At 38.8% G+C, this 8,255-nt stretch carries 6 protein-coding genes and 2 pseudogenes; 4 read left to right on the top strand and 4 right to left on the bottom strand.

The window, feature by feature from the left end; all coding sequences use genetic code 11:
• The first annotated feature begins 293 nt into the window (after window positions 1-293).
• Both B4113_RS12940 and B4113_RS12935 read left to right on the top strand, forming a co-directional pair.
• Window positions 294-1,085, top strand: coding sequence for a hydrolase (locus B4113_RS12940; RefSeq protein ID WP_033844696.1), 792 nt, complete (start codon window positions 294-296; stop codon window positions 1,083-1,085).
• Between the two features lie 64 nt (window positions 1,086-1,149).
• Window positions 1,150-2,193 carry a hypothetical protein gene (locus tag B4113_RS12935; protein ID WP_033844695.1) on the top strand — a complete coding sequence of 348 codons (1,044 nt, stop codon included), beginning with the start codon at window positions 1,150-1,152 and terminating at the stop codon, window positions 2,191-2,193.
• 328 nt (window positions 2,194-2,521) lie between these two features.
• Here the strand turns inward: B4113_RS12935 and B4113_RS18980 are convergent.
• The 3 genes and pseudogenes from B4113_RS18980 to B4113_RS12925 form a co-directional block, all read right to left on the bottom strand.
• Window positions 2,522-2,801, bottom strand: a pseudogene (locus B4113_RS18980) (IS5/IS1182 family transposase); the annotation flags it as partial.
• Window positions 2,802-2,869: 68 nt separating this feature from the next.
• Window positions 2,870-4,063 (bottom strand): CPBP family intramembrane glutamic endopeptidase, encoded by a 1,194-nt coding sequence (locus B4113_RS12930; RefSeq protein WP_033844694.1) that lies wholly within the window; start codon window positions 4,061-4,063, stop codon window positions 2,870-2,872.
• 311 nt (window positions 4,064-4,374) lie between these two features.
• On the bottom strand, window positions 4,375-4,644 hold the full coding sequence (locus B4113_RS12925) for a transposase (RefSeq protein ID WP_033844693.1): 270 nt from the start codon (window positions 4,642-4,644) through the stop codon (window positions 4,375-4,377).
• 425 nt (window positions 4,645-5,069) lie between these two features.
• Between B4113_RS12925 and B4113_RS19615 the strand changes: the two genes are divergently transcribed.
• Both B4113_RS19615 and B4113_RS20635 read left to right on the top strand, forming a co-directional pair.
• Window positions 5,070-5,261, top strand: coding sequence for a hypothetical protein (locus B4113_RS19615; RefSeq protein WP_033844692.1), 192 nt, complete (start codon window positions 5,070-5,072; stop codon window positions 5,259-5,261).
• Window positions 5,248-5,486, top strand: a pseudogene (locus B4113_RS20635) (aldehyde dehydrogenase family protein); the annotation flags it as partial. The gene B4113_RS19615 and the pseudogene B4113_RS20635, both read left to right, overlap by 14 nt.
• 421 nt (window positions 5,487-5,907) lie before the next feature.
• Here the strand turns inward: B4113_RS20635 and B4113_RS12915 are convergent.
• On the bottom strand, window positions 5,908-7,623 hold the full coding sequence (locus B4113_RS12915; RefSeq protein WP_061912549.1) for a M56 family metallopeptidase: 1,716 nt from the start codon (window positions 7,621-7,623) through the stop codon (window positions 5,908-5,910).
• Window positions 7,624-8,255: the final 632 nt, after the last annotated feature.

Below are 8,255 nucleotides of genomic sequence, written 5' to 3'. Positions count from 1 at the left end.
TTTTTTTATTTCAAATAAAATTTTAATTGTAAAAATATAAAAACAAAGGGGGTATTTGTGTTTCTTGAAGAAATCTTTCATAACTTTCTTCGATTGCAGCTTAAACTGAACAGAATTTTAAGAGAACTGAAAGGAGTTCGTTGATCTTTTGTGGTGCTACTCACTTCCATTGCAGGGGATGATACAGCGCTTGATGGTATCTTGTTGGTGTATTCCCTTGCAACACTTGGGATAGCTGAGCGCTAGTGCTCAACGAGCAACAGAGGGTTATCAATACAAAGGGGGATGGCGTAATGTTAAAAAAAGCAAAATTCTTATCATTGGGGTTTTTGCTGGCTTTTGCAACAAGTGCTTACGCTTCTTCAGGCTCAATTTCGGGTTCTTTACCAGATGAAATGAATAACAAGGCAGCTGTTGAAAAAGAAATGTCTATTAAAGATCAGCTGAAAAGACAAGCTGAAAAGCAACCTAAAAGCGAAGAACTAAAAATTTCGAATAGAATCAAATTACACTCCACCGAAGAAATGAATGCTGAAACGTTAAAGAAAGAAGGCAAGGTTCTCTCTTCCCCCAATGAAATGCCGTCAATACAAGCTAGTGTTACAACAGCGTCTTATAACCATAATATCAATTGGAATGTTTGGGGATATGGAGATATTATCTTAGGGAATGGTCCGAGTTCCGGATCTTCATCGAGCGTCCCGTATGGCTACTACCGACATGGGGCCACTTATGATGATTATTACGGGAACTTCATAAGTGCAATGCCCAATAAAGGTGTGTATAGAGAATCTAAACGCTTTTGGGAAACGAATTATAAAGAAGTAGTGGGTTATTGGGTTCCTGATGCATCTTTAGACCAAAGAGAGAAGGTCATATCTTATTTACGTCAACAAATGGGGGAACCATATGATTGGAGCAGTTCTAAAACAAATTATGATGAGTGGTATTGTACAAAACTCCCTTATGTTGGTTATAAAATAAAGGCGAGCATTGATATTGATAGTAATGGTGGTTACTGGGTCACGCCGGATAATATAGCCGATGATGGACAGACGTATTTATTTATGAGAAGCGAAGGGTAAAATAAAGATAAATAGGACACAGCTGATGGCTGTGTCCTGAAATTTGATTAGGGAGGTATTTTTTATGAAAAGAACTTACATATTACTATTTTTCGTTTTTTTGTTGATAGCGATTTTGCTAGGAGGATATGTGTGGTTCAAATCAAAAGAGAGCTCGAGTGTTAAGGTTTCTTTTGATTCTGATAACCCAGATCTATTAATCAATACACCCAATAAAATCATTTTAATTTACGAGAATAATGGGATTTTGACTAAGGATGAGATTGACAATGAAAGGTTTATGCACACCTCTGTTTACGATAAACGTACGAAAAAATTGCTAGCTCCTACTTATTCGCCGGAACATCATTTTGCAGGGATAACAGAATTCTCCAACGGTCAAGTCAAATACAAAAAGGTCAAAGATTTTGGTCCTATGAATGTTGTTTCATATAATGGATATTTATTTATGGATTCATCTCTTTCTTTGATCAACTCGGAAGGAATCCCTATTACGAAGCTAGGGTTGTATGATTTAAGGACAAATAAATTCATCAAAGAATTTACAGTCAACGGAATTGTGCAATCAATGATTAAGGTTGGAAATAAAGTTTATTTTCCTGCGCTTTGTGAGAACAGTAAGTCAAATATTTATCGTTTTGATTTAGATACTTGGGAGTTGGATAAAGTTCTAAAAATGGATCAACCTCATGTGCCCAATCAAATACTTTTTTACAAAGATATGATGATTGGATTGTCAAATGAAGAAGCAGCTGGAGCCTCGTCTAATAAAAATAAACTGTATTATATAAAGAATGGGGAAATTTACAAGCAATTGAAATTAAAACAAGGGACGAAAGATATGGCTATTTTGGATAATAAAATCATTATCTTGTATCAGCCTTCTGGCCGGAAATCCTTTATCGAAGCTTTCAAAATTGAAGGAGGTCAAGAAGCGGAAAAAGTCAAATTGGCGGATAACCCCACTAATATAACGGCTTGGAATCAAAATTTAGTCGTGATTGATCAATCCAAAAAAATTTATATATATAATACCGAGTTTCAAAAAACCAACGAACTAGAATTAAGTATTGATTCTAAGGTGTTAAACATAACAAAAGCGAATTGATAACTGCTGAGCGAGCATGGTCCAAAAAATAGAGGGGGATGCCGTTCCAAAAGTTATGTCCTTCTGTTTTCACCCATCCATCCCCCTGCAACTTGAAAACACGATTAAATTATGAAGAGAAACTTTGCGGGTGCAAGCCAAACGTGCGTTGAATGTAAGCAGCTGTTTCCTTACGGAGGAAGGGAACATCGTTCTGACAGAAAGGAACTCTTTTTGCTTTCATCGGATATGACCATCCCGAGTTCGACGGTCATTAGGCAAACAAAACCCCTTTCGCTTGGTTGCGAATCTAAACTTCTTGGACGTTCGCCCGGCGTTGTGCTTCCTAAGCGGGATCCTTCGCCCAGTGCTTCTGGGTTGGGGATTTTTTCTCCCCTTGCGGCGCAGCGACACGAGCGGCGTGATGCCTTGGACGAAGAGCGCTTTCAAATCCTCCGTGGTCCCCTACGCTTTGCCTGCGGACAAGGTCCGTGATCGACGGGGGGCGAAACCGAATGGAAGCCAGCTGCTCCCAACTCGTCTCCCGTTTCACCGCTCCGGTGGCAAGGCTGGTCCGTCGGGACAAAATCGTGCGACTGGACATCGATGACGTCGTGCACTAGCTCCCGCCTGAAAATTGATTCAAGACTGCCGAAATCATACATTATTTTTCAAGTCATTTTTTTGTAATATATAGCTAACATATTAATGCTATTAAAGCATAAAATACCACTAAATTCGCAATATCTTCAGTATACGGAATTATTTCTTTTGGATAAAAGAGTGGAACGTGATAATCAATCAAGCCATGAATAAAAATAGACACATATAGACTACCTGTTCGAAGGTAAACAAGCACAAAAAATATACCGAGCATAAAAGTTCGAAGCAAATAATCCCATCCCATTCCAAACTCTGACCATTTAGGCAAGTGATACATCCCAAAACAAACCTGTGATATTATTAAGGAAATGAAAATGCTCTGCTCTTTTTTGAATGGAAATTTACTTGAAAAAAGTGCATAAAGTTGAGTGAACATAACCCCCCGCATCAAAAGTTCCTCAGGCAATCCCACGCCCAAAATATACGCAAAATGATTTCCAAGCCATTCTACAGACATGATATCATCATGGGTAAATACCCAAACAACTCTATTCGTCAAAAAATAAACAACAGCAAATTGCGTGAACTGGATCAAAACCCAAATAAAGAGAAATATTGCAATACCATTTATAAAGTTCAATGCGTTGAATAGTCCTAGACTTCTAATATTTAACTTGCCAAACAACTTTATACTTATTAAAAGTATAATAAAGTGAACAATACCGATCACTAGAATTGGTTGAACAACATAAAAAGTTTTGTTTTCCAAGTATTGGGTTATTTGAGAAACTTCTTCCTTATACATGACAAGTGCTATTGTGATAAAAAAATCGACTATAGCGATAGCAAGTAAGCCAATAAAGGAAGATGCCTCTAACGGTTTACAGATCGGAAGCCTCCAAATAGCCAATACCATTAAAATTATCTGTAATAATAATAAAGCATCAATGATCATGTCTGTGCGGTATACAGTAATAAATTTAAAAATATTAGAGCCAATAAAGAAAAAGGAACAACAAACGCCTACTAAACTATAAAAAACTAGATTCCTTCGATGAGGGAAAGCCCCCTTTTTTTCCATTTCCAAAAGAACATTTAATGTTATTAGTAAAATCACAAATGTGAATTCATCTTTGAGTACGAGCGTTTTTCGGTTCTCTAAGAACAATTCTACTAAACTGTATGCAATACGTGTAAAGCAAAATGAACATACTAAGACTATGAACAAAAAACTAATAAAAAAAATAGCGAAACTTTTTATATCTATTTTTCTTGGATAATGAATCATTGCTAAACACCTTCTCTATTTCGTACCAGGCTGTTTTTGGTGCGACTATATAGATGCACCTTGAAAAGTTCACTTCTCGATTACGCTGCACACCCTAGGCGTTGCAGCACTTCCCCGGGGCGTTCATGAATGTATATAGATGCAATTTAAAGCTTTAACATTTATAGCTTTTACCGGTCATTGGATCGACTGTCGGGTGACCGAACAACGCCGCTTCCAGACCCCTGTATGGGTCTGTGAAGCGGGTCGTTGTTCGGTCTTCCGTCACGCTAAGGCGTGACGAAGGCAAGCTACAGGCTTGCCTTCGACAGTCAAAAATAGACAAGCCGCTTTTCCGTTAAGGATATGTTAAACGCTTTCGTTGCATCTATATAGTCCACAAATCGGGCAATGGCTTGGGCGATATCGTTTCGATCTTTGTGAAACACATTGGCGATGACGGTGTCTTTCAGCCATTTCCACAAGCGTTCGATCGGATTCCGCTGCGGAGAATACGGAGGAAGGGAAATGAAGTGAACCCACGGTCCTTCTTCCTGCAAAGTTGCAATAAAAAATTTCCGATTTTTCGTTGCGGGTTTCATCTAAGTACAAGCCGATATGAGAGTAATCAGCGGGATGTAAAACAAAATTTCAACTTAGTATATAGTTAATTGTTAATATTGCTTCAATCCTCAAGTTGATTTCATTTCAAGTCGTTGATGCTAACTATTTTATCATTTTATATAAACAATTTCCATACGATGTGTTGTATATACAATCGTTTCGTGTCACCATGTATGAAAATCGTTGATTTACTGTTTTTTCTTTAGAGAAGGAAGTATGGCATGTTTTCAAACGGTCAAGTACAACTTTTGGTGAAGAGCCGAGAAAATGAGGATTTATAAATTTTGTGGAGGGAAGTAAAATTTCAGCAGTTATTTCATCGGGGGAAAACCTTTCCGCAAAGAAGGAAACGGTCTCCATTTCATCGAATATTCCAACCATCATGACTGGAAGGGGATGCAACATGGGTCCAAGTGCACCGTTATGGATGACAATGTTGTACTACGTCGTATGCATCGCAACGCTGCTCGTCGGTGTGGTGATGCTAGTGAAAGAGACGGTTCGCCGCTTGTCTTCGCTCGCTGGGTCGCTATTTCGCCCTGTTCACACGATCGCCAGTTTGAATAGGAATAGGAAGACATTCAACGGGAACTAAATTGGGGTTTGTTCTAAGCATTGGGACATCAGATGTAAAGAGGGCTCATCGTGTTGCAGAAAGGGTTCAATCTGGACAGGTTTTTACCATAATTATAGGGCAGGTCGAGGTATTCAAATGCTTTTGGGCAGATATAAACGAAGTGGGTTCGGAAGAGAAAAAGGACTAGAAGCATTGAGAAATTATACACAGTTAAAAAATATAGCTTTGAAATACTCTGACTAGGTTTACTCGTTACTATATACGTTGCAATTTTGTTTTACATGGCATTGTTCTCCCTTCTTGTCACGGTGCCAACTTGTCAGGTGATAAGATGGAACACGAAGATCGGAAACTCTTTATGACAAACTAATATAATTTTGTATTTGTGGTGATGATAACGTCTTCATTATTTAACGTGGCATTTGGATGAATTGAAAAGAGGGTGTTCTCGAATTCGAGCGATTTAGGAAAGTTTCTATAACGCTAAATAAGCCAATTATCCAATCGATTGACGACCAAAAAAAGTGACACGAACCGAGCAGAGCTCATAGGCATATGCCCATCACGAGTCACAACGAGGTTCGTGTCTCATGTGTACAATGACGAGATCTCACGAGGAGATCTCAGTTGACCATTGAGATGAGTCAGTCGCTCCCCTACAGTTTCAATGGGGCAACGACTCCCGGAAGCGGCTGCATAACCATAATTTGATTTTTCCGATGCTCCAGCCGGTTTCTGTTGTTTGCAGTGAATGAACACGCCAATACATGGGTGGATGAGACATAAACTGAAATTCCAAAAATCTAAAAAACCAAGAATCCCTTTCTAAAGAAGAGATTTTTTTGTTCTTTTGATTCACTTCCTGCTCCTTTTCAAACGTAACACGGTATCCCGCAGACTTTTCCAATGCTCGATCTTGATATTCACACAGGATCGCTAAGCTGTTAGCCATTTGAGCATTTCCACCGTCCAGCAGGGTTGCTCCTAAATGATCTGCCCGTACTTCCATCCACTGTGTGAATAGAGACTGGAAAGCTGGAAACAGAAAAAGCAAGAGCCAAAGACCGAGAAATGCAAAGGTTTTTCCGTTTTCATCATTTTGAACATATTTATTAAAAAAGAAAACGCTAGCTAAAATCAACCCGATCAACAAAAACCGCAATAGCTGTCCAATCAAGACATCTCGCTTTTTCACATGAATGGCCTCGTGAGCCAAAATGCCTTTAATGGCTTCATGAGGAAGTTTCAGTGTTTCGGAAGTCAGGGCTACCAATGATCGGCCGATATTCGCGCCTATCGCAAAACCGTTATATTCGGTTGATTCCGTGACATAAATTTCGACATGGGAAAGGCCGGCGCGTGAAAAAACGTTCTCGATGATAGGCAGCAAATCGGGATCATCGATTTTTTTCATATCTAAAGCGATTTTTATTACACGATCAGAAATCGAAAGGTTGAATATCCAAAATACGATTGTAATAGCGGTTGTTATAATCGGACCGATCCTCAGCAAAGCAAGCAGTGTGATGAGAACGGCATAAATTCCCACCCCTTTTACCGCAGATGCAAAATACCATTTTCCTAAAAGACGCTTCCAATTTTTTTGATGATAGAAAGGCTTTACTTCAACTTCTTCCATTTTTTTTATTTCTCCTTGATGGAGAAATGCCATTGATTCCGATGGATCCGGAGTGAGATAGACTTTTTCACCGGAAAAAGATAGCTTCCACGTTTTCCCCATGCTGGTCGTATAGTCCACGTTAGGAGAGAACAAAGAAAAAAGCTCGAATAGTTGCAGCACATCCGGCCTTGTTTGAACGCTAACTTCTGAAAGTTCTTTCAGTGGATACTTTTTCGTTTCAAACAAAGATACAGCATAGAGCACTTCTTCTTGTTCTTGGTAAAAAAGACGGAGAGAGCGAAACACCCCCACCCTTTTTGTCAGCCCAACGACAAGAGAGATGAAGCTGTATAAAAGAATCAATGCAATTGGAGAATCCGGCCCGAAAAGGAAATAAAGAACAGCAATGAGGATAAAAAAACCTGAAAATAAGAAATCCACGAAAAGACGTTCTTTCTTTTTAGACAAGGTGATTTCTCTCGCGCCCTGTTCTTTTAGTTCATCGCTGATCTTTTTCCATTGAGTTTTGCTTCGTGCTGGTACCGGAGAGCTAAAAAAGCTAAATACAAATATAAAAAAGATGGTCATCGTTTTTACAAAGTCTTGTTTTAAGAACACATAGACGATCCATCCGCTTCCGAATATAGCTGTCAGGATATGGACATATAAATAAGGGATCCATTTTTTTAAAAAGTAGGCTAAGAAACTGAGAAAAAAGCCAGCCGCAGCAGTCCAAAGCGATATCGTCATATCTGGCATCTGTTGTTCCCCCTGTCTAGTTGAGAATGTGCAAGTAGTGCTTTATTTTTGAAGAAATTCGTTACCGTCGATTTGTACTTCTTCTACAATATGAGAAGGGATTAATCATATTTATTGTGTCGAGAAGGCCGGTGAAAAATCGCTGATTCCCTTCAATAATGGGAGAACGTGTGAAAAGTAGAATCGATGCAACAAAGTTTTTCTAGTTGAGAAATGGCATTGTCAAGCCGTATCTACTAGTCAATCACCAGCCTCCTAGATTTTCATCACAAAATGAGCTTGGCTTTCAGACTAAAAAACGAAATTTCCTTTATGATTACAACCATAAAGGAAATTGCATGTAATTTCAGTTTATCAAAGACTTGATTTCTTTACAAGATTTTCTGGTTCGTGAAGAATGAAAAAGTAAGAGAAATCGAATCTGACGACGATGAAAAATTTTGACCAGTTCGCTTGGAGGGCGGTGAAAAAACTGCTGATTTTCTTCATCAATGGAAGAACACGCGAAAGCAGGAATGGTGCAACAAATTTTTTCTAATTGAGAAATTATGTTAGAAAATTTGCTCATCTACAACCAAAATAAACTCCTGCCAACATCAAAACAAAGTTGTGCCAAAGGACCGGGAAAGGTG

The organism is Geobacillus sp. B4113_201601, from assembly GCF_001587475.1.
Classification (GTDB): domain Bacteria; phylum Bacillota; class Bacilli; order Bacillales; family Anoxybacillaceae; genus Geobacillus; species Geobacillus icigianus.
This window is presented reverse-complemented; position numbering and strand designations above follow the sequence as displayed.

Bases quoted from the DNA above. Each gene is read 5' to 3' on its own strand.
- B4113_RS12940 (WP_033844696.1), top strand. From the start codon at position 294: ATGTTAAAAAAAGCAAAATTCTTATCATTGGGGTTTTTGCTGGCTTTT.
- B4113_RS12930 (WP_033844694.1), bottom strand. From the start codon at position 4,063: ATGATTCATTATCCAAGAAAAATAGATATAAAAAGTTTCGCTATTTTT.
- B4113_RS12915 (WP_061912549.1), bottom strand. From the start codon at position 7,623: ATGCCAGATATGACGATATCGCTTTGGACTGCTGCGGCTGGCTTTTTT.
- B4113_RS12925 (WP_033844693.1), bottom strand. From the start codon at position 4,644: ATGAAACCCGCAACGAAAAATCGGAAATTTTTTATTGCAACTTTGCAG.
- B4113_RS19615 (WP_033844692.1), top strand. From the start codon at position 5,070: ATGGGTCCAAGTGCACCGTTATGGATGACAATGTTGTACTACGTCGTA.
- B4113_RS12935 (WP_033844695.1), top strand. From the start codon at position 1,150: ATGAAAAGAACTTACATATTACTATTTTTCGTTTTTTTGTTGATAGCG.